The following is a 26,460-nucleotide window of genomic DNA, read 5'->3' as shown; positions in this document are numbered from 1 at the left end:
TCTCGAGAATTTCCCCGGCGGCACGGTTCATGTCGGAAAAGGTAAACTGCTTCATAGCGGCCTTATGAATGGTATCACCTAAGATACGTCTTTCATGCGAAACATGTAGCGGAAGTTCGGGTCATTGAGATTGAAATACCTAACGTGGCTGTCATCTGTTTCCACCGGCCACGCTCTGTCCGCCAGCACCGAGCCAGTTCAGGGAGGAGAATATCGATCTGTTGCCCGTACACTCAGCCTGAGTTTGTGGCTGGGGGCATTCTGTAAAATCCAGAATGCGGTTGTAGATGCCATTGAGGAAACCAGAACTGAATCACTCGGGGCGAGAGAATTTTGTTCGAGATTGCGGAATGGCAATTGTTACAGAGGCTTATGCAATTTCGGGAACGAGTCGTTGGTTCGTATCCCATCAAGAGCAGTAGCCATTTCCACTTAATCAATGTGCTTCGATTCACGAGAAGTCGTCAAAATCGATTGGCACGGAGAAGCCAACTTTCACTCGATCCATCACGACCATGGTCTTGAAACCCTTGATGTCGGGGTTCTCGTAGAAGAATTTGCGGGTAAAGCCCTCATAGTCTTCCATGCTGCGCGCGGTGACGATCAGCACGAAGTCCGAATCCCCCGTCACGTAGTACCCGTTCATCACCTCTGGTGTCTGGCGGATCGACTGCTTGAAGCGGTCGACGATATCGGCTCGTTCACGCTCCAGGGATACCAGCACCAACATGGCGATCGGTCGACCGATGGTCTTCGGCTTGACGATGGAAACGTCCGCCTCGATCACTCCTTCCTCTCTTAGACGCTTGATCCGCCGCTGAACGGCTGTTGCTGAAAGGCCGACCAATGCGCCCAGTTCCTCGGTACTGTGGCGGTTGTGCGATTGGAGAATGTTTAGAAGGCGGGCATCCAGTCGATCGAGCTGCATCAGATTTTCCGCAGGTTTTCTTCGTTTCTGTGCCAAAGAAAGCAGGGTTTCATCACCATAGCAAGCAAGCTTGCCGGATAAGCGCGCTGCACTGCACATAAGCTTCTCGCAACGAGGGGAATGAAACGAGAGGCGAAATGTTGAATACGATACTGACAGCACGCCACGTGTTGACGCAATTGGGCGATAAGGACTTGCTTCGCGACAGGTCGTACATTGCCAGCGCGTGGGCAGGGACGTCGACATCGACTGCCGTGTTGGACCCGGCGACAGGTGAGGAAATTGCGCAGGTTGTCGATTGCGACGACGCGTTGCTTGGCCAGGCGATCGACGCTGCCGAGCAGGCATTTGCCAGATGGCGCGAGCTTATGGCACGAGAGCGGGGACAACTGCTCCTTAAGTGGGCCGGTCTCATTCGCGAGCATGCCCATGATCTCGCTGTGATCCTGACCGCAGAGCAGGGCAAGCCGGTAAGCGAGTCCGCCGCGGAGATCCTGTATGGCGTTGGCTTCATCGAATGGTTTGCCGCCGAAGGCGAGCGTGCCTACGGCGAGACGATCCCGGCGCACAAGCCGTCGAGCCGTCTGTTCGTTTCCATGCAGCCGGTCGGCATCAGCGCGGCTGTGACACCGTGGAATTTCCCGAGCGCGATGATTGCCCGCAAGGCTGCGGCGGCGCTCGCGGCCGGCTGTCCTGTCATTGTCAAGCCGGCGGTCGAAACGCCGCTCTCAGCCCTTGCGCTTGCCGAACTTGCTCATCGTGCTGGCTTTCCAGCGGGCGTGTTCCAGGTTGTCACGGGCGATGCCGTACTTCTGACCGAGGGGCTTCTTTCCGACGAGCGGGTCCGCGCCTTCAGCTTCACCGGCTCGACCGAAGTCGGCCGTATTCTGCTGGGCAAGGCGGCGCAGACGGTGAAGAAAGTGTCGATGGAGCTTGGCGGTCACGCACCATTTATCGTGTTCGACGACGCGGATCTGGATGAGGCTGTAGAGGGCTGCATCACCGCGAAATTCACGACATCAGGCCAGGACTGCCTGGCCGCAAACAGGATCTACGTCCAGGCCGGCATTCACGATGCCTTCGTCGCGCACCTGCTGGCACGGATCGGAAGCCTCCGGATCGGACCCGGCTTCCAGCCGGGGATCGACATCGGCCCGATGACCAAGGTGGCTGTCGTTGAGAAATGCCGCTCGCACATTGTCGATGCAATCGGGAAGGGGGCCAGAGTTCTGGCCGGCGGCGTTCCAGATCCGAAGTCGGGCAACTTCGTCCCTCCCACGCTGCTTGTCGATGTCACCCCCGACATGCTGATTGCATTTGAGGAGACCTTTGGCCCGATCGCACCGGTGCTGCGGTTCGAGAGCGAGGATGAAGTAAGGACCGCGGCCAATGCGAGCGAAATGGGGCTCGCTGCCTACGTCTATACCCGCGACCTCAAGCGTGCCATGCGCCTCTCCGACGCCCTCGAATACGGGATGGTCGGCGTCAACACGGCCTCGTTCACTGGCGGACCCATCCCGTTCGGCGGATGGAAGCAATCCGGGCTGGGCCGCGAGGGCTCGCGTCATGGGCTGCAGGAATTCATGGAACTGAAATACGTCTGCTTTGGCGGCCTGGCCGCGTGAGGAAATGAATATGATTGATATTGCTGAAATCGCCGACATGGATCGCAGGACCGTCCTGCATCCTTTCACCTACCTGAAGGATTACGCGCAGGGCGATGCCGATCCCACCATCATGGAGACCGGCAAGGGCGTCCGAATCCAGGACGCAACGGGTAGGGAATATATCGACGGTTTCGCCGGACTCTACTGCGTTAACATCGGCTATGGGCGGACAGAAGTGGCCGAGGCCATTGCTCGCCAGGCCTACAAGCTGGCCTATTACCACTCGTACGCTGCCCATACGACGGAGGAGCTCGCAAGGCTGTCCGATCGGCTCGTCAGGATGGCGCCGGGCAACATGTCCAAGGTCTTCTACGGTCTCTCGGGTTCGGATGCCAACGAAACGCAGGCAAAGATTGTCTGGTATTACAACAACCTGCGTGGCAAGCCGCACAAGAAGAAGATCATCGCCCGCGAGCGCGGCTATCACGGTTGCTCGGTCGTCGCCGGCTCCATGACGGGCCTCAGCTTTTACCATGACCACATGGATCTGCCGGTTTCCGGCATCCTGCGCACCGGTGTTCCGCATTTTTATCGCGGTGCCCATCCGGGCGAGACCGAGGAGGCGTTTTCGCAGCGGCGTGCTGATGAACTCGAGGCGATGATCATAGCGGAAGGCCCGGATACCGTCGGCGCATTCATTGCCGAGCCGGTTCTTGGAACAGGCGGAATCATCCCGCCGCCGGTTGGGTACTGGCCGAAGATCCAGGCCGTCCTGCAGAAATACGACGTATTGCTCATCGCCGACGAGGTGATCTGTGGCTTCGGTCGCACCGGCGCCATGTTCGGCTCTCACCTCTATGGCATGGAACCCGATCTGGTGACGGTCGCCAAGGGGCTGACATCAGCCTATGTCCCTTTGTCCGCCTCGATCGTGTCGCAGAAGGTCTACGAGGTCATGGAGGAAGCCACGCCGCGCGTGGGCTCATTCTCCCATGGCTATACCTATTCCGGCCATCCGATCGGCGCCGCGGCTGCCAATGCCGTGCTTGACATCGTCGAGCGCGAGGATCTGGCGGGCCAGTCGGCGAAGAAGGGTGCCTATCTGATGAAGCGCCTGAAGGCCGCCTTCGAGCAAAACCCCATCGTGGGCGAAGTCCGCGGTGTCGGCATGCTGGCGGCGGTGGAGTTTGTTGCCGATCGTGACAGCAAGGTTGCATTCGACCCGGCCCTCAAGGTTGGCGCGCGGATTTCGCAGGCTGCGCGCAACCGCAATCTGATCGCCCGTGCAATGCCGCATGGAGACATTCTGGGCTTCGCGCCGCCGCTCGTCATGACCGAGGCGGAAATCGATGAAATGATCTCCATTGCCAAAGCCGCCGTCGACGAGGTTCTGAAGGAGCTCGATAGCCAGGGCGGAGTCAAAGGCTAAGGGATGATCGCCTGACTGGAGAAAGCGCGTATGAACGAAGTCCTGAAGGTCCATAATCTTGTGAAGTCGTTCGGTACGGCGCGGGTACTGGATGGCGTCAGCTTCCGCATGCGCCCGGGAGAGGTCATCTCTCTCATCGGTTCCTCCGGCTGCGGCAAGAGCACGGCCCTTCGCTGCGTGAATTTCCTGGAGACGCCGACTTCCGGGCAGATCGAGGTCCTGGGGGATGCCGTTTCGGTCAGTTCGGGTGCGCGAGGTGACAGTATCGTCGTCAATGCCGCGAATATCATGCGCTTTCGCCGGCAGATCGGCATGGTGTTCCAGAACTTCAATCTCTGGCCGCATCGAACCGTGCTCGGCAATGTTACGGAAGCGCTGATCTATGTGCTGAAGCTAGCGAAGAAGGAAGCGACCGGCGTCGGGCTGACGGCGCTCTCCAAGGTCGGGATGGCTGACTTCAGGGATCGTTATCCCCACCAGCTTTCCGGTGGGCAGCAGCAACGAGTCGCGATCGCCCGTGTCCTGGCGATGCGGCCGAAGCTGATGCTGTTTGATGAGCCGACGTCGGCGCTCGACCCGGAGCTCGTCGGCGAAGTGCTGAAAGTCATACGAACACTGGCGGAAGAGGGGGCAACTATCCTTCTCGTCACCCATGAGATGCGGTTTGCACGTGACGTGTCGAACCGCATGATATTCCTGCAAAAGGGGCGCCTTGAGCAGGACGACACGCCGGAGGAACTGTTTCGCAACCCCGCTTGTGAAGCGGTGAAGCGGTTCCTTTCCAGCGTCATGCCGGCCAATGCCTGACGGCAGGCCACCACAAGAACCATAAAAGGGGTAACAGAATGATCAGCAGCAAGTTTATCAAAGCCGCACTCGCATCAAGCCTCCTCCTGGCGGCAGTATCCACAGCGGCATCGGCCGAAGACGGTGTGCTTCGCATCGGGACCGAAGGCGATGCGCCAAAGTTCAGCATGGCCGATCCCAATGGCAACGTGACCGGCTTCGACGCCGATATTGCCAACGGCCTCTGCGCCGAACTCAAGGTCAAGTGCAAATTCGTTGTCCAGACCTTCAGTTCGCTCGTACCATCCATGGATAGCGATCGTTTCGACGTTATCATTTCCGGCCTCAGCATCACCGCCGAACGCGCCAAGAAGATTGACTATTCGATCCCCTATGCAACGACACCGCAGTATTTCGTGGTGGCGAAGGATTCGCCTCTGGCGAAGCTCAAGACGCTCGCCGATGTCGAAAAGGCACTGGACGGGAAGAGCGTCGGCGTTGTCACGGGGACGACCTATGCGAAATTTGTCCAGAAGAACATCCCTTCGGCCGATCTGAAGACCTATGACGCCACGACTCAACAGCTTGCCGATCTTGCGAGCGGCCGTATCGACGCCGCCTATGGCGACTCGCCCACCTGGCAGGATTTTCTTGCGACCCCTGATGGTGCGAACTTCACCAAAATCGACGTCAAGGTCATGGCGATGGACGACCCGGACACGCTCGGCAAGGGCATGGGTGTTGGCATGAAGAAGGGCAACACGGAACTGAAGGCCAAGGTCAACGCCGCGCTCTGCAAGATGATCAACGACGGCAAGGTCAAGGAATCGTCGATGAAATGGTTCCAGGACGACTATACCATCCCCTGCAAGAACTGACCCTTTGACAAGGCGACCTGCCTCGGCCCTCTTTCGGGGCAGGTCAACGGGATGGTACTTATGCTGAATGATTTCTGGTTATTGATGGTGGAGCACGGCTGGGCGCGGGCTCTGCTTCAAGGCTGTTTAGTCACGGTCGCCATCGGTCTGCTGGGTATGTTGCTGGGCTTCATCGCGGCGACCCCTCTTGCGGTCCTTCGATGGAGGAAAGTGTCCGGCATCTCACAAATCGTGGATGCCTATAGTGTCGCGATCCGGGGTGTCCCGGGCCTGTTGGTAATTTACCTGTTGTTTTTCGGCTCGATCGATTGGGTTCGGGCCGTGACCACTGTTTTTGGCTTCCAGCAGGCTGCCGAAAACGCTTATCCGTTCATCATCGGGGTTCTGGCGATCGCTGCAATCTCCTGCGCTTATTCCATCGAAGTCATCAGGGGAGCCCTCGAAGCGGTTCCGCGCGGCCTGTTGGAGGCGGCGCATTCGCTGGCGCTGCCATGGAATATCACATTTTTCCGGGTGACGCTTCCGCTCGCCCTGCGGCTGGCACTTGGTGGCATCAATAACGTCTGGCAGATGACGATCAAGGATACGTCTCTTATTTCCGTGGTCGGCCTGCAGGAATTGATGCGGACTGCGGCGATCGCTGCAGGCATTACCCGCTCTCCATTGCTGTTCTACTGTATCGCGGCAGTCCTCTTCTTCTGCATGACTGCAGTCAGCCAGACGTTGTTCGCGGTTGCCGAACGGTGCCTCAATCGCGGTTTCGGGGGGCGCTGACCATGGATTTCAACATCATCGGCTATGCGGTGCCATTCCTGCTCGCTGGGGCAAAAGTAACTCTTCTGATCGCTATCTTCGGCGTTGGGCTAGGGCTGCCGTTCGGCGTTCTCGTCGGTCTCGGGCGCGGGGCTAGAAGCAGGTTCCTTCGGCGTATCTGCGATATCTACTGCGCGATCTTTCGCGGCACGCCCATGCTCGTGCAGGTGTTCATCATCTACTACGGGTTGGCCCAGGTTGATTTCATTCGCCACAATGCCGTCCTTTGGTGGCTGATCGGCAGCGGCTTGAACGCCGCAATCCTTGCGGTCATCTTGAACACCGGCGCTTACACCGCGGAAATATTCCGGACAGCTTTCCTTTCCCTGCCCAGGGGCCTGATCGAAGCGGCCGAAGCCTGCGGCATGTCGCCCTGGCATGTGTTTGCCCGGATCAAGTTCCCGCTGGCGCTGCGCCAGGCGCTACCATCCTACAGCAGCGAAGTGGCCATCATTGTCAAGGAATCGAGCCTTGCATCGACCATCACTGTCCTCGAGATCACTGGCTACGCCAAGCGGCTGATGAGCGAGACCTTCGCCATCATGGAAATCTTCATCATCACCGCCGCCTTTTACCTCGCTCTCAACGTCGTTGCGTTGACATCGCTGAAACTTCTCGAACGGCGTCTGTCGTTCAACCGATAACCCCAAAAGGAAATCCCTTATGTCCAAGCTTACATTCATTGACCAGAACAACCTGCCCGAACCACGCAAGGGGCAGCCACTTCCGGAGCGGCTTCTCGAAGGGGATCCCCGCTTCCTTTCCTGGGATATCGCCAAGACCGAGGATGGGCAGGTATCCTGCGGACTCTGGGAGGCTACCCCGGGTGCGTACCGATCGATCAAGGGCAAAGTCTTCGAGTTCTGCTACATTCTGTCTGGCGTATCCGAGCTGACGGAAGACGGAGGCGAACCGCGTCGCATCACCGCGGGCGATTCCTTCGTCATGCATCCCGGTTTTGAAGGGGTTTGGAAGGTCATCGAGACCACCCGCAAGATTTGGGTCGAGCGCAGCTGATCCACGCTGCATCACCTGCCTGCAACATCGATTCGGTGCCTTCCCATGCTTCCATGTGCTCACACATCAGTTCAATCGACACCCTATTGGTGGGATGACTGCAACTTCCCGTCCCTGTCGGTTCAACCGGTCAGTCCAACCTGCGACGTCGTCATCGTCGGGGGCGGATACACGGGGCTTTCGGCGGCAATCGAGCTAGCACGTGCCGGCCGGCACGTACAGCTGTTCGACCGGCAGCCCCTCGGCAAGGCTGCCTCCAGCCGAAATGGCGGCATGGCGAGCGGTAGTATTCGACCCGGTCGGAAGGAACTGATCAAACGCTTCGGCGAGGAACATGCCAATGGCATTCTCCTTGAGGGTAAGGCTGCCCGCGAGGACCTCTGGCGCTTCATGGAGGAGGAGAAAATCGATTGTGAATTTTTCCTTTCGGGCCTCTTCGATGGCGCGATGACTTCGGAAGAGGCAGAGGACCTGCGTCGCCATGCGGATCTCCTCCACCGGATGCTCGGCATCGAGGCGTTTCCGGTAGAGAGGGCTGATGTTCGAAAGTATATCGGCACGGATCTCTATATCGGGGGGCTGGTCAGGAAAGATATCGGTGGGCTGCAGCCGGCTAAGCTGCTGGCCGGGATGATCGGCATTGCGGCGTCCACCGATGCCGTCATCCACGAGAATACGGCGGTGCTCGGCTCGACGGAGGAGGTTGGTGCCGTAAGAGTTCGAACCGCGCGCGGCGAGGTCGTTGCAAAGAAGCTTCTCATCTGCACCGACGGATATACCGATGGGTTCGATCCGTGGTTGCGCCGCCGTCTGGTGCCCGTGCGCAGCCGCATCATCGCCACGGAGCCGCTTGGCAGGGATGTCATGGATCGCCTCATGCCCACGCGCATGATGCATGGCGACATGCGCAAGCTCAGCTATTACTATCGGCCGTCGCCCGATGGATCTCGCATTCTCTTCGGCGGTCGGGATGGCACGACGGAGGGCGATCCGAGCGCACCTACGGTCCACTTGCAGGCCGAGCTCGCCCGGCTCTTTCCGGAGCTGGCGGGAGTGGGCCTCACCCACAGCTGGTTCGGCTATGTTGCCATGCACCGCGACATGGTCCCGCGAATTTTCTCCGTGGGAAACACGGTCTATGCCACCGGCTATTGCGGTTCGGGCGTCGTCTGGGCACGCTGGCTGGGCAAGAAGGCTGCCTTCAAGGTGCTTGGCGACAAGGAGCAGGCCCGTTGCGCCTTCGATTTCGACCCGGCACCCAAAGCCATCCCCTTCTACAGCGGTCGTCCGTGGTTTATCCCGATTGTCTATTCCATGTATGAGCGCCACGACAAGAAGACGTTGCGGCGCCTGAATCAGCGGTGAGACGGAACATGGTCTTCCTGTTTCTCTGCGACGCGGAGCGTGGTGCTGTCTTCGCAAGGGCATTTGCCGAGCACCTTCCCGACGTCCGGTTTTCAATGGATGCAGGATCGGTCGATCCGGACGAGGTTCGGTACATCATGACCTGGAAGCCGCCAGAGGATCTCGCGCGCTATCCAAACCTCGAGGCAGTGTTCTGTATTGGCGCCGGTGTCGATCAGTTTGCGAATGTGAGCCTCCCGTCGAGGGTGAAGCTCATCCGCATGGTCGATGACGGCATCACCCGGATGGTAGTCGAGTATGTCGTGATGGCGGTTCTATCGCTTCACCGTAATCTGCATGTCTACATCCATCAGCAGCGTCAGCGTGCCTGGCGAGAGATTAACCCACAGCCCCAGCCGGCGGACCGCCGGGTGTCCGTTCTTGGACTTGGAGTTCTTGGCGCGGCAGCGGCGGCCAAGTTACAGGGGTTCGGGTTCAAACTTTCCGGATGGAGCCGTACCAAACGGGCGCTCGATGGAATGGTCTGCTTCAGCGGTGCCGACGGTCTTCGGGACATGCTTGCGGCGACCGACATCCTGGTATGTCTGCTTCCATTGACGCCGGAGACAACGGGCATTCTCAACGCTGAACTGTTCTCGACGTTGCCCGAAGGGGCGAGCCTTGTGCACGCGGGTAGGGGACGTCAACTCATCAGCGATGCCTTGATAACGGCATTAGATCGCGGGCATCTCTCCGGCGCGTTTCTTGATGTTGTGGATCCTGAGCCGCTTCCTCCCGCACATCCTCTCTGGACGCACCCAAAAGTGGTGCTTACGCCGCATATTGCTGCGATCACCCAGCCTGGGTCCGCGGCGATGACGACAATCGAAAACCTGAAGCTTTTGAAGGCTGGTCGGGACCCCGTCGGCCTGGTCGGCAGGGCTGATCTCCATCGCCACTGAAGCGGCACCGAAGGACTGGTCATATCATGGCATAACGGCCTGCTTGGCCTTTGCGATTGCACAGAGCGCTTGAACGGCGTCGAAGCCCGGATTTCGGAGACTCCAGAAATTCAATCACATCGACCCGCGTCTCAAGGTGGGCGACAAGCGACTGATAAGCTTGTCGCGGCCATGGAACATATCGCGTCCGATCTCACGATAGATGGTCGATCGGTGACGTCCAAGTTGACGAAGCATCTCGTTGATCGTCGAGCACCAGCGTCAGCACGATCGACTTTCCTCGCTCACTCCGCCCGAGAGGCCTCCATGCGAACGATGCAGGTACGTGTTCAGGCGGATCGGAACGCCGGCATCACTGCGCGTTCGCATGACGCCGGCGCTCTTTGTCGTCAGAGGTCCGGATGCAGGTCTCGAACGGTGCTCACGCTTTCGAGCTGGGACGCGATGCTCAGGATCGTCGACTCGGCGAGCCAGCTCCCGACGATCTGGACGTTGATCGGCAGGCCTTCCTTGCTGGTCCCAAACCGCATCGAGATCCCCGGCAGGCCGGTGATGTTGAGCGGGACGGTCGCGCCCTGCAAGTAGGTGGCGTCGACCTTCTGACCGTTGATGACGAACTCCTCTTGCCCGTGCTTGTGGGCCGGGAGCGGCAGCACCGGAGTGACCAAGGCGTCGAATTTTTGGAAATATGCGGCATAGCCGTCGCGGAGACGCTCCGCCGCCTGCTCGGCCTCTATAAACTCCTTCATCGAGGTGTCGGGCAGCGAGAGCATTGTCTTCGACATCTTATACATCTCGTCTTCATGGCCGGCGGTCGCCTCTGCAAAGGCCGGCTTCATCTCCATGACGTGGATGCGGTTGAAGACGTCAAGGGCGAAGTCTTTCTCGAGCGCTGGGATGCGGACTGGCTCGACGTGCAAGCCGAGATCTTTGAGCGCGTCCGCAGCTGCCTCGACCGTCTTGGCGACTTCGGGGTCGATCGGGCCGAAACCGGGTTCGACCAGCCAACCCACGCGAAGCCGGCGATATGGTTGGCGACCGATGCCGGCGTCGAACTGGACCGTGCTTGTGGAGAGGGCGTCCTGACCGTCCGGGCCGGCGAGCTGAGAGAAGGCAAGCGCCAGGTCGCGGATGCTACGGGCCATAGGCCCGACGTGCCAGAAGCGGCGCGGCGCGCGCGGATAGATGCCAGTCATCGGCACGCGGCCATGCGTCGCCTTGAGAGACACGATGCCGGTCTGCGCTGCCGGGCCGCGCACCGAAATGGCCAGATCAGTGCCGAGGCCGATGGGCGACATGCCCGCCGCGATGGCCGCCGACTCGCCGCCGCTCGAACCACCCGGCGTGCGCGTTACGTCCCAGGGATTGTTCGAGCGGCCGGTGAGCAGGTTGTCGCTCTCGATCCAGTAGGAGAATTCGGGGAGATTGGTCTTGGCGAGCAGGATGCCGCCGGCCTTTTTCATCCGGGCCACGCTGGTCGCGTCCGTATCAGGCGTGCGGCCCTTGAAGATCGGTGAGCCGCGTTGCGTCGGCACGCCGGCGGTGTCGATCGAGTCCTTGACCGTGAACGGGACGCCGTGCAGGGCGCCGAGCTCTTCGCCGGCTTGAACGGCCGCGTCGGCCGCCTCAGCCGCCTTGAGAGCGTCGTCGGCGAGGGTGACGATCGCATTGATCTTCGGGTTCACCGCCTGAATTCGGTTCAGGTGGGCTTGCACGACCTCGACCGACGAAACCTCTCGGTTGCGGATCAGTTCGGCAAGCTTGGTCGCATCGGAAAAATAGATGTCTCTGCTCATGCTATAAGCCTTTTTCTCGCTCGTTTACCCACCATGGCTAACCTACCTGCCACTTGGTAGTCTGAGGATGGGTCTTTCATTTTTTGTTGTCAATCCCTACCTGTCACGTGGTAGGCTGATCGTCGGCCAAACTTAGGATGTTCAGATGACGGCAAACTCAAAGGAAGCGATTTTGGCGGCTGCCAAACAGAGTGCTCAGGCGCACGGCTACGGCGGTCTAAACTTTCGTGATCTTGCCAGCGAAGTCGGGATCAAGGCGGCAAGTATCTACCACCACTTTCCAAGCAAGGCCGACCTCGGCGTTGCGGTAGCGCGGCGATACTGGGAGGACACGAAGGAGGATCTCGACAATCTGAGGGAGGCGGATGATCCGTCGAGCGCTCTCCGGCAATACCCAGGGATTTTTCGCAGATCGCTTGAGAACGCCAATAAGCTCTGCCTCTGCAGCTTCATGTCCGCCGAGTATGATGATCTTCCAGAGCCGGTGAAGAAGGAAGTTCAGACCTTTGCCGATGTAAATGTGGCTTGGCTCAGCAAAGAGCTGACTGCGGCTGGCGTTGTGCCTGCTAAGAAAAGCGAGGAGCGCGCCCGCGCCATTTTCGCTGCCGTCGCGGGTGCCCAACTGATGGCGAGAAGTCGCTCGGACATCGCATTGTTCGACACGCTGATCGAATGCTACAGGGCGGCGGGGCTCCTGCCGGCGTAGCCGGCCGAATTGTGCCCGTTTGATGGACGGAGATCGCTGCGAAGCCGGAAGCTAGGGCCGGACCCGGACCACCAACCGCTCTCGTGGCAGCGCCTCGCAGCGTGAGGTTAGTCAGTAAGCTGAACTCAAGCACGCACCGCCAAGCCCGGCGAAGCACGCAAGCGGGCTATGTCGCGTGCCGGCGGTTCTCCGAAGTGTCGGCGATACTCGCGACTGAACTGCGACGGGCTTTCGTACCCCACGCGCAAAGCGGCAGTCGTGACGTCAATGTTTTCAACCAGCATCAGGCTGCGCGCGTCCTGTAGCCTGAGTTGCTTCTGGAATTGCAGCGGCGTCAGCGCCGTCACAGCGCGAAAATGTTCGTGCAGACTCGACGGACTCATGCCTACTTCCGTAGCAAGCCGCTCGATGCTGAACCGTTCGCGGAAATTCTTCCCAATCCATGCGATTGCGCGGCCGACCTGGGCCACTCGGCCCTGGCTGGAGGTGATGTGGCGCATCCTGGCGCCGTCCGGGCCTGCGAGCAGGTGATAGAGAATTTCCTGCTCGGCAAGTGGTCCGAGCACGGGCAGCGCTGCCGGATCATCGAGCAGACGCAGCAGGCGCAACGCAGCGTCGAGTAGACCGGCGCCGGCGTCGGACACTATCTTGCCTATGGGCGGAGATGGCGCTCCCAGCATCGGCGGCACGCGCAATGCCAAGTCCCCCAGCGTCCCCGGATCGAAATCGAGGTACAGGCAGAGATAAGGCTTGTCAGGCGTCGCCTCGACCACATGGCCTATGGCTGGCAGGTCGTAGGTCACCACCCCATAGCGTCCCGGTGCGTATCTGAATACGCGGTCGCCCAGCGTGACCTCCTTCTGCCCCTGCGCAACGAGGCACAGCTGCGGCCGATAAACATTCGGCATTGGCATCGTCACGGTGGAGGATCGAACAAGCGTTACACGTTCGATGGGGGTGGCGTGGAAACCGTCCTTCGAAACGTACCCAGCGATTATTGCGGCAATTTCTCTCAGCGTTTCCATAGAGCCGACCTTCGCACGCGCGAGGAAGCGCGGCAACGCGAACCTCGGCTTCTGGAGGATCAGGCAGAAATCTCGGCGCATCGGGCTAACGGTTCGGAGGCGCCGCGGATCACAGTGTCAGCGGCGGGTGGATCACAACAAACTTGGCCGCAGAACACGCGTGGAGCACACATGACAATTGATAATCTCAAGATACCTACGGTCGCATTGGGCACTTGGGCCTGGGGCGACAGCGGCGAGACCGGCGACGGCTACTTCGGCAGCCCCCTGACCAGAGCCGGCCTGGAGGAGGCCGCGGACAAGGCTCATACGGCTGGCTTCACCCTGTGGGATACCGCCGTGGTATACGGCATGGGTCGTTCAGAGACCGTGCTCGGGGAGGTCCTGAAGCGCTACGCCCGCAGCGACTACCAGCTCTCCACGAAGTTCACCCCGCAGGCTGCGGGAGCCGGCGACGATCCGGTGGCGGAGATGCTGGAGCAGAGCCTGGCACGCCTCGGCACCGACTACATCGACCTCTACTGGATTCACAATCCGGCCGATGTGGCGCGTTGGACGCCAAGCCTGATTCCGTTGCTACGAAGCGGGAAGGTAAAACATGTCGGCGTCTCGAATCACAATCTGAGCGAAATCAAGCTCGCCGACCAGATCCTCGGAGAAGCCGGGTTCCGGGTCGAGGCCATCCAGAACCACTATAGCCTTCTCTACCGCGGTTCTGAGGACGCTGGGATCCTGGACTATTGCCGCAACCGCGGTATCCAGTTCTTTGCCTATATGGTGCTCGAACAGGGCGCCCTCAGTGGCAGGTACAATCCGGAGAATCCGCTACCGGAAGGCACCAAGCGGGCGCAGGCCTACAATGGCATGCTGCTTCAGTTAAAGGCCCTGACCGACAAGCTCGCCTCCATCGGCCAAAGCCAAGGTGCAGCAGCTCCCGATGTCGCGATAGCTTGGGCCATCGCCAAGGGTACGACGCCGATCATCGGCGTCACCAAGCCCAATTACATTGATGGTTTGGTCCGAGCCGCCAGCATAAGACTCTCCAGCAACCACATTGCAGAGCTGGAAGCTCTCGCTGACGCGGCCGGCGTGAACACCCGCGGCTGGTGGGAAAAGCAGATGTAAGTCCGAAGTCCGGCAGGGCTGAGATCTCGAACAACCGCTCTGACCAATATGCAGGCGATCATCCCGTTCCGCAGGACGATCGCCTGTCTTTCCGTGGCTGGTCGTCACTCCGTGCATCTCGATGTTGCAAGACGCAAAACACGACCGATTGAGGCGGGGAATTGAGCCATATCAGCGACATAGCGTGTGGCTCAAGGCTCAGTTGAATCAGAGAAAAACCAGTAGCGTCCCATTACCTCTCGAGGGAAGCCCATCCACGGACACTAACGTCCGCCAGCGCCTCGAATATAGCCGGGCTCCGCTCAAGGCGAGCGATCGTTCGCGCACCCTCGAGGGCAGCTACCAATGCGGCTGCGGCAGAGGACGCACGCTCAGAAGTGAAACCGCACCCCCTAAAGTGATCCGCAATAATCTCAGTCGAATCGAGAAAGCCGCGCGCTACCCGCTTCGTTAGATCAGCGTCGAGCGCTGGCAATTCGTTCGCTAGGTTTTGCATAAGGCATCCGTACTGGAAATCAGCGGCGACCATCTCGTCCGCAAATGTGCGGAAAATCTGACGGACAAACTTCGGAGCATCCCCCGCCGTCTCACTCGAGATATGTCGCAATACAGCCATTCTCTTTGCAACGTAACAATCAATTGCCTCTTCCGCGAGCTGTGCCTTGCCGCGTGGAAAGTGAAAGTAGAACGACCCTTTCGGTGCACCGCTTTCTTGAAGGACCTGGATCAATCCGGTCGCCGTGTAGCCTTGGATGCGAAATAGCCGTTCGGCGGTGGAAATCGCGCTAGCGCGGGCGTCAGTTCTACGTGCCATGCCATCAGCTTAACACGGCTCGCTTGACGATGCTATGGCGATCGACATACTATGGTGATCACCATATAGGAAATTGCTGATGAGTGATCCGATTATCTTCAAGGCACCTGCGTCACGACGCGCCGTCCTAGCAATGGGCGCGGCGAGCCTGGCTGCGGCTTCACTTCCGCCGGTCCACGCAAACCCCATAGGAGGAACTGATTTGACCCAATCACCATACGGCGGCGGCAACCTTCCCAAGGGCGTCCGCTCGCGCATGATCCAGGCAGTCAACGGCCTCGATGTCCATATTCTCGAAGCCGGTTACGAAAGCCCTGGTCGGCCGCTTGCGCTGCTTCTGCATGGCTTTCCGGATTTGGCTTATGGCTGGCGACATCTGATTCCAATTCTGGCCGACGCCGGGTACCATGTCGTGGCACCCGACCAGCGGGGTTTCGGCCGCACCACCGGCTGGATGAATGGCTATGACGGCCCGCTCGCACCCTTCGGTCTCCTGAACATGACGCGAGACGCTCTCGGATTGGTTTCGGCGTTAGGATATCGACGGACAGCGATGCTTGTCGGGCATGACTTCGGGTCGCCCGTGGCGGCCTATTGTGCGCTTGCACGGCCCGATATCTTTCCCTCGGTGGCGCTTATGAGTGCACCGTTCCCTGGTCCGCCGGCGCTTCCATTCAACACCGCGGAAAGCGAGGCACCGTCGGTTCAATCGAACAATGAGTATCAAAAACTGGCGGCCGCGCTGGCGGCGCTCGATCCGCCGAGACAGTATTATCAGCAATACCTGAGTGGACGGCAGGCGAATGATGACATGTGGCACCCACCTCAAGGTTTGCACGCATTTCTTCGTGCATTTTTCTACGTCAAGAGCGCCGATTGGCCGGGAAACAAGCCGCATCCGTTGAAGGGGCGAACCGCCGCAGACCTGGCGGAGATGCCCACGTATTACGTGATGGACCTTGGTAAAACGATGCCACAGACCGTCGCTCCATTCCAACCTTCCGCCGCCGAGGTCGCGGCCTGCAAATGGCTCACCGAGCCGGAGCTTGGAGTGTATACGGAGGAGTATGACCGCACAGGATTTCAAGGCGCCCTGCAGGCATATCGCGTCTTTTCAGATCCCGACCTCAACGCCGAGCTGCGCCTCTATTCGGGCAAGACGATCGATGTCCCGTCGCTCTTCATCGGCGGGACAAGCGATTGGGGCACCTATTCGGCACCGGGCGCGCTCGATCTCATGAGGACGAAGGCAACGACAAGAATGAGTGGCGTCGAACTGATCGACGGCGCGGGTCATTGGATCCAACAGGAGCAACCGGCTCGGCTTGGCAAGCTGCTGCTCGATTTTGGTAGCATGCAAAGAGAATGACTTGCTCGCCGTCCGCAATCAGCGTTTTCCGCTCCCGCCCGATCCGGCGGTCATGCCTCTCGTCAAGAATCCGAGGCTCGTATCCCGTCAAGAGCAAAAACAATTTGTCACGTTTGCAGAAAGTGCGTCGACGCATTGGATTGAAGAATCGAAAGCTCCATTGTTATCAACGGTAATAGAATCCAGTACATATTTCGTGTGGTCTTCTTCCAACAGTCGGCCCCGTCTCAGCCCACAATAAATGCTCGTCGGTGGCGCTGTCTTTTGCCCACGGCTAGCCGCAGACGCTGTGGCATGTAGTTTGGTGGCAAATTCGGTTTCGCTAAGCACAACGCTCAGCGTTTGTTGACCGATGGGCTGAACACCATGAGGCTCAGAATCTCGAAGAGCACTTGAGCACCGGCATGTGCGGTGTTGGTCGTCGCGTCATATTGAGGTGCCACTTCGACAACGTCACCGCCCACCAGATTTATGCCCTTCAGTCCGCGTATCAATTCAAGGACTTCACGGGTAGTCAAGCCACCGACTTCCGGCGTGCCCGTGCCTGGCGCAAAGCTTGGATCGAGGCTGTCGATATCGAAGGAGAGATAAGTGGGGCCGTCACCGACGATGGATTTGGCTTTCGCGACGATGGCTGCAATTCCCATTGCGCTGATGTCTTCTGCGTGGATCACGGTCATTCCCGACGCATAGGAGAATTCCCACAAATACTCCGCCGAGCCACGGATGCCGATCTGGATTGTCCTTGTGGGATCGAGCACGCCATCCAGCACGGCATTGCGAAACGGCCCTCCATGATGAAACTTCGTCTGATCGAAGCCACCGCTGGTATCGCAATGGGCATCGATATGAATGAGGCCCACCGGCTGGTTCCGGCCGACAGCCTTCAAGATCGGATGGCTTATGGAGTGGTCTCCTCCGACCGAGAGCGGCGCGACGCCGGCATCGACAATCTGGCCGATACGTTTTTCGATGTCGTCGTGACTGAGTTCCAGCCGGTAGCGGCTCTGGAACGGCACGTCACCAATGTCGGCGACCCGAAGATCGAAGACCGGCGCCGTTCCCAGAACGTGGTTGTAAGGGCCGATCCTTTCGATGGCGCGAAGGGCACGTGGTCCGAAGCGGGAGCCGGGACGATTGGTGACGCCAAGATCCATCGGGATTCCCGTGATGGCGACCTGGAGATTGCCAAAGTCTGGCTCGTCGGCTGCGACCTGCATGTAAGGCGCGCTGAGGAAAGTCGGGATTCCGGCATATGGCGCCAGTCTCGTGCCATTCTTCGAGATGATTTTCTCCGCCACTTTGCGAAACTTCTCGTCGAATATCTCGCCGCCTTTGCCATCTGCAAATTCCGCGCGCAGCTGTTCGAGCCGCATCTTGTCCCACACCATGTGCATGCGTCTCCACTTGAGGTCCGTCTCACCCAACAAAGAGGTTGAGAAAACAATTGGTATCGTTGTAGCAATCGGTATCAAAGAGAAATCGATATGACCGCTGCAAAATCCAACTCGCTCGTTGCCCGCCTCTCGGCTCCACCCATCCCTTCCGTCGTCGCCTGGGGCCGCGACTACAAGGGGCTGAAGGGGCCACTCATCGATCTGTCGCAGGCCGTACCCGGCTACCCCGCGCACCCGGAAATGCTGCGTCTTCTTGGCGAGGCGGCCGGACAACAGGCGATGACGGGATACGGTCCGATCGAGGGCGAACCTTTGCTGCGGCAGGCCTATGCCGCACATGTCGCAGAACTTTATGGCGCTGACATATCTGCCGGCAATATCCATATTACGGCCGGATGCAATCAGGCGTTCATGTGCACGGCGATTGCACTTGCGGGCGCCGGCGATACCGTAGCACTCACCAATCCGTTCTATTTCAATCATGACACGACGCTGTCGATGCTGGGGATCGGGCGACGACTGGTCGACTGCGACCCCGCGACCGGCTTTCTTCCCGATCTCGGTTCAGCCGAGGCCGCGCTTGCCGCCGGCGCGAAGATGCTTGCCGTGGTTACGCCCAACAATCCTACCGGAGCCGTCTATCCGCCTGGCCTGCTTCACGCGCTTTTCATGCTGTGCCGAAAATACGGCGCCTGGCTGGTCGTCGATGAAACCTATCGCGATTTCCTCGCCGAAGATTATGGCCGGCCGCACGCTCTGCTCTCGGAGCCCGGCTGGGAGGATACGCTCGTTCTTCTCTACAGCTTCTCGAAATCCTTCTGCATCCCAGGTCATCGGCTGGGTGCCGTCACGGCAGGACCGAAGCTCATTGCAGAGATTGCGAAGGTTATGGACAATATGCAGATCTGCGCCCCGCGTTCGGCGCAGATCGCCGTTGCATCGGCTCTGCCGGTGCTTGCCGATTGGCGAGCTGGCAACCGGCTGGAGATCGCCCGCCGTGCCGAAGCTTTGAGACTGGCTTTTTCCGGGTTGGCAGGCTGGGAGATCGCAGCGATCGGCGCCTATTTCGCCTTCGTTCGCCATCCCCTAGCGGATCGATCGTCGTCCGAGGTTGCCGAAGAACTTGCCAGAGAGCGCGGTGTTGTCTGCATTCCCGGGGCATATTTCGGGGAGGGGCAGGAGCGGTACCTCAGACTTGCCTTTGCCAATGCCGATGTCGCCTCGATCGGATTATTGCCGGATCGGCTCCGCTAGGCAGCGCTCATCAACAGCCGCCGGAAGTTCGTGATAGCCGCCTCGCCAATATAGAAGCGGCCCGACGTCCTGCCGGATTTCCATCGCACAGATATGCCCGATCAGAATGGCATGTGAATGATGCTGAAATACGGTTTCGAGCTTGCAATCGAGGACAGTCAGGGCCTTTTCAAGGGCGGCCGCGCCGGTCCTGAGGCGATACCACCCGGCACCATCGTAGCGGTCGGCGCCCCTGCGTCCGTCAATGCCGGCGAAGGATTGCGCCACATGCTGCTGGTTGGCCGCAAGCACGTTGACGCAGAAGCAGCCATATTGCTGTAGCGCCGGCCAGGAGGAAGAGGCCCTGTTGACACTGACGATCACGGAAGGCCGCTCCGCCGAAAATGAGGAGACCGACGTTGCCGTGAAGCCAGTGCGGTCCTGTCCGTCGCCGACCGTTATGACGCTGACCGCGCCGGCCAGATGACGCATCGATAGCCTGAATTCCGTGTCGCTGATCAGAGCCTCGTCAGCCATCGAACTGGCCCTCACGTCTTGGCAAAGCGGTTTGCCGGCATTGAAATGCCGAGGTTTTCGCGCAAGGTCTTGCCCTCATATTCCTCGCGGAACAGGCCGCGGCGGCGAAGCTCCGGCAAGACGAGCCGCACGAAATCGTCGAGACTGGACGGCAAGGTCGGAAACATCAGGATAAAGCCGTCGGCGGCACGCGTCTCGAACCACTCCTCCATATAGTCGGCGATCTGGGCCGGCGAGCCTGTTATGCCGTTCCCGGTGTGTTTCTCGGCATAGTGCCGGATCAGTTCGCCGACTGTGTGGCCGCTCTTGACGAAATCGACCAGCTCGTCGAACAGGGCGCGTGATCCCTTTGGCGCCGCCGGCAGCCGGTCCATCGGAAAAGGCTCGTCGAGCGCCACGCCACGCAGGTCCGCCTCCAGGAACTCGGAGAGCATCAACCGCCCGACATTGGGATGCATCTTGTCGATCAGATAGTCTACCTTCGCCTTTGCCTCGGCCTCGGTTTCACCGACGTTGACAACGATGCCCGGCATGATTTTCAGATCATCCCGATCGCGACCATAGGCCGCCATCCGGCTTTTGACATTGTCGTAGAAGGACCGGTTCCGCTCGATGTTCGATGCGAGGCTGAAGACGATCTCGGCGGTGCGCGCCGCCATGTCCATTCCGGGTTCGGAACCGCCTGCTTGGGCGATGACAGGACGACCCTGCGGCGTGCGCGCAATATTGAGTGGACCGCGAACCTGAAAGTGCTTGCCCTTGTGGTTGAGTGTGTGGTGCTTGTCCTTGTCATAGTAGACGCCGGATTCGCGGTCGAGAAGGAGCGCGCCTTCCTCGAAGCTGTCCCAAAGGCCGAATACGACGTCGACAAACTCGTTGCCACGCTCGTAGCGCAGCGCGTGCGGATCAAGCCCCTCGCGATTGAAATTATAGCCTGTTTCGTCATGGTCTGACGTGACAACGTTCCAGCAGGCGCGGCCTTTGCTCAAATGGTCGATCGAGGAAAACAGACGGGCGACATTATATGGCTCGTAGTAGCTTGTGGAGACCGTCGCCACGAGACCGAGATCATTGGTCGTGACCGCCAATGCCGAGAGCAACGACAGAGGCTCAAAGCGATTCATCTTTGTGGGAATGCGGGCAAGCGCATTTGGATCGCCGACGGCAGCTGCCGGAGAATCGGCCATGAACATGAAATCGAATTTCGCCGCCTCGGATCGTTTGGCGACATCGAGCAGATGTGCAAAGTCGTTGGCGCCGTTGACATCGCTTGCCGGATGCAGCCAGGAGGCCGGATGAAAGCCGAACGTATAGACGAAAGTTCCAAGTTTCATCTTGTCGGTCCGTGCCATCGAACTCTCCCGTCATGTCGGTCACGCCGTTCCCTTGAAGGCGAATGCGCAAATTATCGCCAGGCGCAAAATTTCATCAATATCACGTAACTGGGTTCCGTTTTAGTTTTTCTAAAATGTTGATCCGGGCGCAGACATCAGGCCCTGCTGGCGGGAAATGGTGACGAGCCAATCGCGAAATTGGCGCCCGTGAGGTTTTTCCAAAGCGGCCCGATCCCAGGCGAGAAAGTAGCTTTCGCGCAAGGCAATACGTATGTCCAAGGGAATGACGAGCGTTTGCGCCTCAAGCTCATCTGCAATCATCGACATCTGCGCGAGAACGACGCCACGTTTGTTGACGGCGGCGTCGATTGCGCTGCTCGACAAGGTAAAGGAAAGGCCGGCGGTGGTCTCCTTAAGGGTCGTCTCCGCTTTAGAGGCGAACTCAAGCCAGCTCGGATAGGGCGAGAAGTGCCGCTCCCATTCGACGTGCAGCAATGGATATTCAAGAAGTTGCGCGGCGGACGGCGCCTTGCCTTTGATCAATGCCGGCGAGCAGGCTGGAACCACCCAGTCGCGGAACAGCTCCGTATAATGTTCATGCTGCAGCACATCCGATCCGTAGCTGATGCGGAAATCGATGTCGTCGAAGCCCATACGCGGTTCCTTGTCGCGACCGACAATCCTGACATGCGCGTTTGGATGAAGGGCCTGCCAGTCGAAGATCCGGCGCCCGATCCATTTGTTGACAACGGAGGACAGGGCACTGAGAACCAGGGCATTCTCGTTGCGTGCCCGCTCCAGGATCTGTTCCGCGGCTGCGAATTGCTCGAATCCTTTCGATATTTCCTGATGATAGAGCCGCCCCCATTGGGTGAGTTCCACCGTGCGACCATTGCGCTCGAACAAGGTGACACCGAGAAAGCTTTCGATCTTCCGGATCTGTTGACTGATCGCTCCGGGCGAAACCTTCAGCTCCAACGCAGCCGCGTTCACGCTGCCACAACGGCCGACAGCTTCGAAGGCCTGCAAGCCCTTGAGTGGAACTGCCCTGTTGATCCGTTTCTCGTTCAAGAGGCGCTTCCTTGCGGCGGTTGATCGATGGCGCGGCTTTCATTGGGATGAAAGTCGCCGGCGAACTGGAACCGGTCGCCGGGATGGATGAACTCGACATAGGTGACCGTATGGCTGCTCTGCCATGTCTGGCGGATGAGCGTCAGGCAGGCTTCACCGCGCTCGGTTTCAAGCAGGCGTGCCGTCGTGGCATCGGCCGAGACGGCGCGAATGACGTGCCGGGCCTTTGACCAGGGTACCATGTCCAGCAACCATTTGCCGGGGGGTACCGATGCGAAACTCTCAGTTCTTGCTGATGGCACCAGGTCCAGCATGATGATGCGTCGCTCCAGCGCATTCGCCTTGCCATCGACCGCATGCAGGCAGTGGAGCCGAAGGATTTCCGCTCCTATGGTTTCGCCAAGCCGCATAGCGGTGGCAGAATCGAGCCTCTCGACTTTCCGCATCAGTATCGTGTGACTGTGTTCATGCCCTGCCAACTCCGCTTCCGTGGAAATGTCCTGGATGTCCATGACCGTGCGGTCGATTTGTCGCGACGCGACGAACGAACCGAGCTTGCGGCGACGTATGATCATGCCACGCTCAGCCAGGGTTGAAAGCGCCTTGTTGACGGTCATCCGGGAGCATTGATACTCTTTCAGCAACTCGTGCTCGACGGGTATCCGGTGACCGGGCGGCCAGATGCCGCTCATGATCCTGCTTTCGATATCCTTGAGAATTCTCTGATGAATTGGAACCAACGCTCGCCTTGCTCCGGCAATGAATTCAGTGTCCGTGGAAGCCGCGTCTGCCAGATCCATCGGCATCATGCGGCATAAATCTTGCGTCTGTTGTGTTTTGTGTTTGACAGTGTAGGCCAGCCCGTATCTATTTGTATAGACAAAAGCGGGTCATAGAAATTCGCCTGACGGGACAATGCCTGGGGAACTTGAACCTTCCAGAGGAAGGGTACAAAACTGGAGAGAAAACATGAGGAAGAATTCGCTTCTGAAGGGGCTGTTAGGTGCCGCACTTTTGTTTGGCGCAACGATTTCGGCCCATGCGGCTGATACGCTTGCCGCCGTCAAGGCAGCCGGCACGCTAAAGGTCGGCACCGAGACGGCTTTCGCCCCGTTCGATTTCATCGACGCAGGCAAACATGTCGGCTTGAACGTTGATCTCTTCGATGAGATCGGCAAAGAGTTGGGCGTGAAGATCGAATGGGTCACGTTGCCATGGGACGGCGTTTTCCCGGCACTTGAAGCCGGCAAATTCGACGTCGTTGCTGGACCGGCGACGATCACCAAGAAGCGCATGGAGCGCTACCGCTTTACACCGCCCTTGGCCGAAGCGACCATCGCGATCCTGAAAAAGGCCGGAGACAAGACGATCAACAAGCCGGAAGACATTGCCGGCAAGAAGATCGGCGTCGGCAAGGCGACCGCGCAGCTCGATCAGCTCAAGGAGTTTTCTGACACCCTGCCGACCAAAGCCGAGATCCGCGAATATCCGGCCTTTACGGAATCCTACGCCGATCTTGCGGCCGGCCGCATCGCCGGGGTTGCCAACTCGCTGCCGAATATTGCGTTTGTCGCCAAACAGCGTGAAGGCACGTTCGAAGTCGTGCTGCCGCCCTTCGGCAAGAAGTCCTATTTCGGCTTTATCGGTTTGAAGGATGCCGACCACGCGCCATTGATGGATGCTATCGATGCCGCCATGTTGAAGATCAAGGCTGACGGGCGCATGGCCACGCTGCAGAAGAAATGGTTCGGCGCGAGCTTCGACACGCCTGACGCCGTCAAGGACCCGGCATTCTGATCAGCCTTCGGAAATCGGCCGTGCCACACGGTTGTCTGGCATGGCCGAAGACCGAGATCGTAGCTTCCTGGTCACCACGCGGGCGAAAACTCAACAATGTCCATCGAGCTCTTCGGGTTGCTTCTGCAGGCATCTATCTACACGGTCACGATCAGCCTTGTGTCGATCTTTATCGGTTTCGCAATCGCAATACTTGTTTCGGCAATGTTGCTGACGAGACGTAGCCTTTTCGTGCGACCTGCCCAGATTTTCATCAGCTTTTTTCGCGGTGTGCCGCTGCTGGTGCAATTGCTGCTGATCTACAATCTGCTTCCAGCTGTCGGCATCAACGTGCCGAGCATCGTTGCCGCGATCATCGGCCTGTCGCTTTGCACGGCCGCCTACCAGGCAGAGAATCTGCGCGGCGGCTTTGCCAGCGTGCCACTCGGCCTGGTGGAGTCGGCCGAGATGGTTGGCCTGACGCCGCGCCAGATCTTCCGTCGCATCAAGGTTCCAATTGCGTTGCGCCTAACCTTTCCAGCTCTTGTCAACGAGGCGATCCTTATTTTGAAGGCATCGTCGCTGGTCTCCGTCGTCGGCATCGTCGAACTCACCCGCATGGCCCAGGATCTTGCCGGCAGCACCTTTCTGCCGCTGCAGATCTTCGCATCCGCCGGCCTCATCTATCTCGTGATCAATTGGGTGGTGGCGTTTGCCGGCGGCCTGATCGAACGCAGATTGCCAGGTGTACCGCGATGACCTTCGATATCAACGTCCTGATCGGGCAGTGGCCCGCCATCCTCAGCGGCGCTGGCGTGACGATCATGGTTTGGATCCTCGGCACGATCGCTGCGGCCGTCATTGGCTTCCTGATGGCGGTCGCCCGGCAATATGGCGGGATAGTGGTCGACAAGGTGCTGGGTTCCATCGTGGCGGTACTGCGCGGCACGCCGTTTCTCATCCAGATCTTCCTCGTCTACTATGGTGGCCCTTTCATCGGCCTCGAGCTCGATCCCCTGCCTGCCGGACTGATCGGCATTTCGATCTATGGTGCCGCCTATTTCAGCGAAATCTTCCGCTCTGGATTTCAGGCCGTGCCAAAGGGCCATATCGAGGCGGGCGAATGCGTTGGCTTGACGCGCGTGCAGATCATCAGGCGCATTCTTCTGCCCGAGATGACGATGCTGGTGCTGCCGCCCTGCGTGAACATGGTCGTCATTCTGATGAAGGAGACGGCGGTCCTCTCCATCATCACCGTGCCGGAATTGACGGCAACGCTCAGTGCGATCGGATCGCAGCAATATGCCTTCGTCGAGGCGCTTTCGGCCCTGGCGCTCTTCTACTGGGTGCTCGTCGAAGTCACCGGCTGGCTTGGCAACCTTGCCGAAACGAAACTTTCCAGATTCAGGTTTTTCAACGCATGAGCGTCCCCGCTATAGCAGTCAGGAATCTCGTCAAGACGTTCGGAGAGACGACGGTCCTTCATGGCATCGATCTTGCCATCGAGCCGGGGCAGGTCTCCTGTCTCATCGGCCCATCCGGCTCCGGCAAAAGCACGCTTTTGCGATGCATGGCTTTCCTTGAAGAGGCAACGCGCGGGACGATCTCCATCAATGGTGAGATCCTTGGCTTTGCCGAGGATTCTCAAGGGCGTCGTGAACGCATTTCGGCGGCTGCCAATCGCTCGATCCGCGCCCAGATCGGCATGGTGTTCCAGCAATTCAATCTTTGGCCGCATATGACTGCGCTCGGCAATGTCAGCGAGGCTTTAAAGATGGTTCACAAGATGAGCCGGAAAGAGGCCGAGGATGCGGCTATGGTGCAACTCGTCAAGGTCGGGCTCGAAGCAAGAGCAGGGCATTATCCCTCGCAGCTTTCCGGCGGACAGCAGCAACGCGTGGCGATCGCCCGCGCCCTCGCATTGAAGCCGAAGATCATGTTGTTTGATGAGCCGACCTCTTCGCTCGATCCGGAATTGACTGGCGAAGTCTTGAACGTCATGCGCGACCTGGCGGCCGAGGGCATGACCATGGTTGTCGTCTCGCATGAAATAGGTTTCGCCGCGACCGTCGGCCAGCAGATCATCTTTCTTGATCACGGCAAGATACTGTTCACTGGAGCGCCGCAGGAGGTTTTCAAGAAACCTAGAAATTCACGCCTGGAGCAGTTCCTCGATACCTATCTCGATCGCGGCGCCTCGATGCTGCTTTAACAATGTCCGTGCTGTTAAATTTTTCCATGGAGATCATGGATTTCCATATGGCATGATGAATATTTCTCTCCCTGACCATGTTGAAAGCTTTGTTTGTAAGCAGCTGGATATGGGATGAGCAGCCAACATATTCGCGAGTTCGTTAGGAGAGATTAGGACCGTCTTTTCGTGGGGTTGATGTTCAGTTTCACAACGTTCTGACGCCGAATTGGCATTTGTGGCTGACACTTTCAATGACTGGGAGCCCATTGACGAAATTGCGATATAGATATCGCAGGCGGGCTGGAGCGAAAAGCAAAGT

Annotated in this window: 26 protein-coding genes; 17 read left to right on the top strand and 9 right to left on the bottom strand. The window is 58.9% G+C overall.

The genetic code is table 11. The features are described 5' to 3' along the window. Window positions 1-451 precede the first annotated feature (451 nt). On the bottom strand, window positions 452-928 hold the full coding sequence (locus AC13Q5_RS27385) for an Lrp/AsnC family transcriptional regulator (protein WP_075854519.1): 477 nt from the start codon (window positions 926-928) through the stop codon (window positions 452-454). Between the two features lie 137 nt (window positions 929-1,065). Between AC13Q5_RS27385 and AC13Q5_RS27380 the strand changes: the two genes are divergently transcribed. Genes AC13Q5_RS27380 through AC13Q5_RS27340 form a run of 9 tightly spaced genes read left to right on the top strand, consistent with a single transcriptional unit; the run spans window position 1,066 to window position 9,764 of the window. Beyond that, window positions 1,066-2,553, top strand: a complete 1,488-nt coding sequence (locus AC13Q5_RS27380; RefSeq protein ID WP_488503831.1) for an NAD-dependent succinate-semialdehyde dehydrogenase — start codon at window positions 1,066-1,068, stop codon at window positions 2,551-2,553. 10 nt (window positions 2,554-2,563) lie between these two features. Further along, a complete protein-coding gene (locus AC13Q5_RS27375) occupies window positions 2,564-3,964 on the top strand; it encodes an aminotransferase (RefSeq protein ID WP_488503830.1) in 1,401 nt (466 codons plus the stop codon). 30 nt (window positions 3,965-3,994) lie between these two features. Beyond that, window positions 3,995-4,771, top strand: coding sequence for an amino acid ABC transporter ATP-binding protein (locus tag AC13Q5_RS27370; RefSeq protein ID WP_488503829.1), 777 nt, complete (start codon window positions 3,995-3,997; stop codon window positions 4,769-4,771). Between the two features lie 38 nt (window positions 4,772-4,809). Continuing rightward, on the top strand, window positions 4,810-5,628 hold the full coding sequence (locus tag AC13Q5_RS27365) for a transporter substrate-binding domain-containing protein (protein ID WP_488503828.1): 819 nt from the start codon (window positions 4,810-4,812) through the stop codon (window positions 5,626-5,628). A gap of 60 nt (window positions 5,629-5,688) precedes the next feature. Further along, window positions 5,689-6,402, top strand: coding sequence for an ABC transporter permease subunit (locus AC13Q5_RS27360; protein WP_488503827.1), 714 nt, complete (start codon window positions 5,689-5,691; stop codon window positions 6,400-6,402). Window positions 6,403-6,404: 2 nt separating this feature from the next. Further along, the gene (locus AC13Q5_RS27355) at window positions 6,405-7,085 is read left to right on the top strand and encodes an ABC transporter permease (protein WP_075854514.1); all 681 of its coding nucleotides are present in this window, start codon (window positions 6,405-6,407) and stop codon (window positions 7,083-7,085) included. 19 nt (window positions 7,086-7,104) lie between these two features. Next, window positions 7,105-7,458 carry a cupin domain-containing protein gene (locus AC13Q5_RS27350; RefSeq protein WP_075854513.1) on the top strand — a complete coding sequence of 118 codons (354 nt, stop codon included), beginning with the start codon at window positions 7,105-7,107 and terminating at the stop codon, window positions 7,456-7,458. Between the two features lie 45 nt (window positions 7,459-7,503). Then, the gene (locus AC13Q5_RS27345; RefSeq protein ID WP_488503826.1) at window positions 7,504-8,823 is read left to right on the top strand and encodes an NAD(P)/FAD-dependent oxidoreductase; all 1,320 of its coding nucleotides are present in this window, start codon (window positions 7,504-7,506) and stop codon (window positions 8,821-8,823) included. An 8-nt stretch (window positions 8,824-8,831) separates the two neighbouring features. Next, the gene (locus AC13Q5_RS27340) at window positions 8,832-9,764 is read left to right on the top strand and encodes a 2-hydroxyacid dehydrogenase (protein WP_457879228.1); all 933 of its coding nucleotides are present in this window, start codon (window positions 8,832-8,834) and stop codon (window positions 9,762-9,764) included. 389 nt (window positions 9,765-10,153) lie between these two features. Here AC13Q5_RS27340 and AC13Q5_RS27335 read toward each other — a convergent pair whose 3' ends face one another. Then, window positions 10,154-11,560 (bottom strand): amidase, encoded by a 1,407-nt coding sequence (locus AC13Q5_RS27335; protein ID WP_488503825.1) that lies wholly within the window; start codon window positions 11,558-11,560, stop codon window positions 10,154-10,156. Between the two features lie 145 nt (window positions 11,561-11,705). On the opposite strand from AC13Q5_RS27335, the gene AC13Q5_RS27330 reads away from it, so the two are divergent. After that, entirely contained in the window at window positions 11,706-12,266 is a 561-nt protein-coding gene (locus AC13Q5_RS27330) for a TetR/AcrR family transcriptional regulator (protein WP_075854509.1), read from the top strand. A gap of 125 nt (window positions 12,267-12,391) precedes the next feature. On the opposite strand, the gene AC13Q5_RS27325 is transcribed toward AC13Q5_RS27330, so the two are convergent. After that, complete coding sequence (locus AC13Q5_RS27325; protein ID WP_488503824.1) at window positions 12,392-13,372, bottom strand: AraC family transcriptional regulator; 981 nt, start codon at window positions 13,370-13,372, stop codon at window positions 12,392-12,394. A gap of 90 nt (window positions 13,373-13,462) precedes the next feature. Between AC13Q5_RS27325 and AC13Q5_RS27320 the strand changes: the two genes are divergently transcribed. After that, the gene (locus AC13Q5_RS27320; RefSeq protein ID WP_488503823.1) at window positions 13,463-14,416 is read left to right on the top strand and encodes an aldo/keto reductase; all 954 of its coding nucleotides are present in this window, start codon (window positions 13,463-13,465) and stop codon (window positions 14,414-14,416) included. A 232-nt stretch (window positions 14,417-14,648) separates the two neighbouring features. Here the strand turns inward: AC13Q5_RS27320 and AC13Q5_RS27315 are convergent, their stop codons facing one another. Continuing rightward, window positions 14,649-15,230: a TetR/AcrR family transcriptional regulator gene (locus tag AC13Q5_RS27315; RefSeq protein WP_457879224.1), complete on the bottom strand. Its 582-nt coding sequence runs from the start codon at window positions 15,228-15,230 to the stop codon at window positions 14,649-14,651. A gap of 256 nt (window positions 15,231-15,486) precedes the next feature. Between AC13Q5_RS27315 and AC13Q5_RS27310 the strand changes: the two genes are divergently transcribed. Continuing rightward, window positions 15,487-16,599 carry an alpha/beta fold hydrolase gene (locus AC13Q5_RS27310; protein ID WP_488503835.1) on the top strand — a complete coding sequence of 371 codons (1,113 nt, stop codon included), beginning with the start codon at window positions 15,487-15,489 and terminating at the stop codon, window positions 16,597-16,599. A 335-nt stretch (window positions 16,600-16,934) separates the two neighbouring features. Here the strand turns inward: AC13Q5_RS27310 and speB are convergent, their stop codons facing one another. After that, window positions 16,935-17,990, bottom strand: a complete 1,056-nt coding sequence (gene speB, locus AC13Q5_RS27305) for an agmatinase (protein ID WP_075854506.1) — start codon at window positions 17,988-17,990, stop codon at window positions 16,935-16,937. 96 nt (window positions 17,991-18,086) lie between these two features. Here speB and AC13Q5_RS27300 point away from each other — a divergent pair, with 96 nt between their 5' ends. Continuing rightward, entirely contained in the window at window positions 18,087-19,250 is a 1,164-nt protein-coding gene (locus AC13Q5_RS27300) for an aminotransferase (protein WP_488503822.1), read from the top strand. Here the strand turns inward: AC13Q5_RS27300 and AC13Q5_RS27295 are convergent. The 4 genes from AC13Q5_RS27295 to hutC form a co-directional block, all read right to left on the bottom strand. Next, window positions 19,227-19,766, bottom strand: a complete 540-nt coding sequence (locus AC13Q5_RS27295) for a flavin reductase family protein (RefSeq protein ID WP_488503821.1) — start codon at window positions 19,764-19,766, stop codon at window positions 19,227-19,229. The genes AC13Q5_RS27300 and AC13Q5_RS27295 overlap by 24 nt on opposite strands. 11 nt (window positions 19,767-19,777) lie before the next feature. Then, window positions 19,778-21,118 (bottom strand): LLM class flavin-dependent oxidoreductase, encoded by a 1,341-nt coding sequence (locus AC13Q5_RS27290; protein WP_488503820.1) that lies wholly within the window; start codon window positions 21,116-21,118, stop codon window positions 19,778-19,780. A 111-nt stretch (window positions 21,119-21,229) separates the two neighbouring features. Further along, entirely contained in the window at window positions 21,230-22,171 is a 942-nt protein-coding gene (locus AC13Q5_RS27285; RefSeq protein ID WP_075854502.1) for a LysR family transcriptional regulator, read from the bottom strand. After that, window positions 22,168-22,911: a histidine utilization transcriptional repressor HutC gene (hutC, locus tag AC13Q5_RS27280; protein WP_075854755.1), complete on the bottom strand. Its 744-nt coding sequence runs from the start codon at window positions 22,909-22,911 to the stop codon at window positions 22,168-22,170. Before hutC ends, AC13Q5_RS27285 begins: the two co-directional genes overlap by 4 nt. Before the next feature lie 229 nt (window positions 22,912-23,140). Here hutC and AC13Q5_RS27275 point away from each other — a divergent pair, with 229 nt between their 5' ends. The 4 genes from AC13Q5_RS27275 (at window position 23,141) to AC13Q5_RS27260 (ending at window position 26,159) form a co-directional block, all read left to right on the top strand. Next, window positions 23,141-23,968, top strand: coding sequence for a transporter substrate-binding domain-containing protein (locus AC13Q5_RS27275; RefSeq protein ID WP_075854501.1), 828 nt, complete (start codon window positions 23,141-23,143; stop codon window positions 23,966-23,968). 96 nt (window positions 23,969-24,064) lie between these two features. Further along, window positions 24,065-24,706: an amino acid ABC transporter permease gene (locus AC13Q5_RS27270; RefSeq protein WP_457879220.1), complete on the top strand. Its 642-nt coding sequence runs from the start codon at window positions 24,065-24,067 to the stop codon at window positions 24,704-24,706. Continuing rightward, on the top strand, window positions 24,703-25,371 hold the full coding sequence (locus AC13Q5_RS27265; protein ID WP_488503819.1) for an amino acid ABC transporter permease: 669 nt from the start codon (window positions 24,703-24,705) through the stop codon (window positions 25,369-25,371). The genes AC13Q5_RS27270 and AC13Q5_RS27265 overlap by 4 nt, the downstream gene beginning before the upstream one ends. Beyond that, window positions 25,368-26,159, top strand: a complete 792-nt coding sequence (locus tag AC13Q5_RS27260) for an amino acid ABC transporter ATP-binding protein (RefSeq protein ID WP_488503818.1) — start codon at window positions 25,368-25,370, stop codon at window positions 26,157-26,159. Before AC13Q5_RS27265 ends, AC13Q5_RS27260 begins: the two co-directional genes overlap by 4 nt. Window positions 26,160-26,460 lie beyond the last annotated feature (301 nt).

This window comes from Martinezella sp. CNPSo 3964 (assembly GCF_057784375.1).
The sequence above is the reverse complement of the archived record's forward strand: the minus strand, read 5'-3'. Positions and strand labels throughout refer to the sequence as shown.

What these genes read in the sequence shown, in the direction of transcription:
- AC13Q5_RS27385 (WP_075854519.1), bottom strand. Translation starts at nt 928, where the DNA reads ATGCAGCTCGATCGACTGGATGCCCGCCTTCTAAACATTCTCCAATCG.
- AC13Q5_RS27380 (WP_488503831.1), top strand. Translation starts at nt 1,066, where the DNA reads ATGTTGAATACGATACTGACAGCACGCCACGTGTTGACGCAATTGGGC.
- AC13Q5_RS27375 (WP_488503830.1), top strand. Translation starts at nt 2,564, where the DNA reads ATGATTGATATTGCTGAAATCGCCGACATGGATCGCAGGACCGTCCTG.
- AC13Q5_RS27370 (WP_488503829.1), top strand. Translation starts at nt 3,995, where the DNA reads ATGAACGAAGTCCTGAAGGTCCATAATCTTGTGAAGTCGTTCGGTACG.
- AC13Q5_RS27365 (WP_488503828.1), top strand. Translation starts at nt 4,810, where the DNA reads ATGATCAGCAGCAAGTTTATCAAAGCCGCACTCGCATCAAGCCTCCTC.
- AC13Q5_RS27360 (WP_488503827.1), top strand. Translation starts at nt 5,689, where the DNA reads ATGCTGAATGATTTCTGGTTATTGATGGTGGAGCACGGCTGGGCGCGG.
- AC13Q5_RS27355 (WP_075854514.1), top strand. Translation starts at nt 6,405, where the DNA reads ATGGATTTCAACATCATCGGCTATGCGGTGCCATTCCTGCTCGCTGGG.
- AC13Q5_RS27350 (WP_075854513.1), top strand. Translation starts at nt 7,105, where the DNA reads ATGTCCAAGCTTACATTCATTGACCAGAACAACCTGCCCGAACCACGC.
- AC13Q5_RS27345 (WP_488503826.1), top strand. Translation starts at nt 7,504, where the DNA reads ATGCTTCCATGTGCTCACACATCAGTTCAATCGACACCCTATTGGTGG.
- AC13Q5_RS27340 (WP_457879228.1), top strand. Translation starts at nt 8,832, where the DNA reads ATGGTCTTCCTGTTTCTCTGCGACGCGGAGCGTGGTGCTGTCTTCGCA.
- AC13Q5_RS27335 (WP_488503825.1), bottom strand. Translation starts at nt 11,560, where the DNA reads ATGAGCAGAGACATCTATTTTTCCGATGCGACCAAGCTTGCCGAACTG.
- AC13Q5_RS27330 (WP_075854509.1), top strand. Translation starts at nt 11,706, where the DNA reads ATGACGGCAAACTCAAAGGAAGCGATTTTGGCGGCTGCCAAACAGAGT.
- AC13Q5_RS27325 (WP_488503824.1), bottom strand. Translation starts at nt 13,372, where the DNA reads ATGCGCCGAGATTTCTGCCTGATCCTCCAGAAGCCGAGGTTCGCGTTG.
- AC13Q5_RS27320 (WP_488503823.1), top strand. Translation starts at nt 13,463, where the DNA reads ATGACAATTGATAATCTCAAGATACCTACGGTCGCATTGGGCACTTGG.
- AC13Q5_RS27315 (WP_457879224.1), bottom strand. Translation starts at nt 15,230, where the DNA reads ATGGCACGTAGAACTGACGCCCGCGCTAGCGCGATTTCCACCGCCGAA.
- AC13Q5_RS27310 (WP_488503835.1), top strand. Translation starts at nt 15,487, where the DNA reads ATGATCCAGGCAGTCAACGGCCTCGATGTCCATATTCTCGAAGCCGGT.
- speB (WP_075854506.1), bottom strand. Translation starts at nt 17,990, where the DNA reads ATGGTGTGGGACAAGATGCGGCTCGAACAGCTGCGCGCGGAATTTGCA.
- AC13Q5_RS27300 (WP_488503822.1), top strand. Translation starts at nt 18,087, where the DNA reads ATGACCGCTGCAAAATCCAACTCGCTCGTTGCCCGCCTCTCGGCTCCA.
- AC13Q5_RS27295 (WP_488503821.1), bottom strand. Translation starts at nt 19,766, where the DNA reads ATGGCTGACGAGGCTCTGATCAGCGACACGGAATTCAGGCTATCGATG.
- AC13Q5_RS27290 (WP_488503820.1), bottom strand. Translation starts at nt 21,118, where the DNA reads ATGGCACGGACCGACAAGATGAAACTTGGAACTTTCGTCTATACGTTC.
- AC13Q5_RS27275 (WP_075854501.1), top strand. Translation starts at nt 23,141, where the DNA reads ATGAGGAAGAATTCGCTTCTGAAGGGGCTGTTAGGTGCCGCACTTTTG.
- AC13Q5_RS27270 (WP_457879220.1), top strand. Translation starts at nt 24,065, where the DNA reads ATGTCCATCGAGCTCTTCGGGTTGCTTCTGCAGGCATCTATCTACACG.
- AC13Q5_RS27265 (WP_488503819.1), top strand. Translation starts at nt 24,703, where the DNA reads ATGACCTTCGATATCAACGTCCTGATCGGGCAGTGGCCCGCCATCCTC.
- AC13Q5_RS27260 (WP_488503818.1), top strand. Translation starts at nt 25,368, where the DNA reads ATGAGCGTCCCCGCTATAGCAGTCAGGAATCTCGTCAAGACGTTCGGA.